The sequence below is a fragment of the Niallia sp. genome (assembly GCF_031978665.1).
Lineage (GTDB): Bacteria > Bacillota > Bacilli > Bacillales > Cytobacillaceae > Niallia.
Window position 1 is genome coordinate 1 of sequence record NZ_DALZDK010000012.1, and the last position, 693, is coordinate 693.

Sequence of the window (693 nt, forward strand, 5' to 3'; positions counted from 1 at the left end):
AGAACCTTTCTCTGTTACCTTCGCATCCACTTTTTCTCCCAGACGGGCTTAGAGAGCCTTTCTCTATTACCTTCTCCCCTGCTTTTTCTCCCAATCGGGCTTAGAGTACCTCCCTCTGAAAAAAATCAAAAAACTGCAGACAACTAATAAAGCTCGCCTGCAGTTTCACACCATCTACTTCATCGCTTTTTCTTCCTCTTCATCTCTAACAGTTGATCTAAATGATTGTCACTCTCTATCTTTTCATTTACCGCCTTTGTCCTTTTCAGCGGCTTTGCTTGCTTCTCATTTGTTTCACTACTAGAATCCGGCTGTACATCTTTCTTTTTAGCAACAGGCGTCTCTTTCGGTGCTATTCTTTTCTTTTCCTTAGTAGCCATTCGAGCCCTTTGCTTCTTAACACTTTCCCTCTTTTCAAACACAGCAACTAATTTCACTGGCAATCCAAATCTTCTAATCGCTATTTCTATAAACAAGAGAAGAAAGCTGATTAGCAGCAGGACTTTGGTAATTTCCTGCTTTTGCTTAACCGGATTCTTTAATGGGCGAAACGCTTGTGATTCTTTCTCTAGCTGTGATCCCCCTGTTATCGCTAGAAGCTCATCTAGCTTTTCTTCATTTGCTCCTGTCATTAAATATTCGTCTGAATATGGGACAGTAAAGCCTGATTGGTAAACAGAAACGTTTCCATCC

The 693-nt window shown here is 41.0% G+C and carries 1 pseudogene; it reads right to left on the bottom strand.

Annotation, left to right across the window (positions count from 1 at the left end):
• Window positions 1–179: 179 nt before the first annotated feature.
• Window positions 180–693, bottom strand: a pseudogene (locus RTL21_RS08250) (VWA domain-containing protein); the annotation flags it as partial.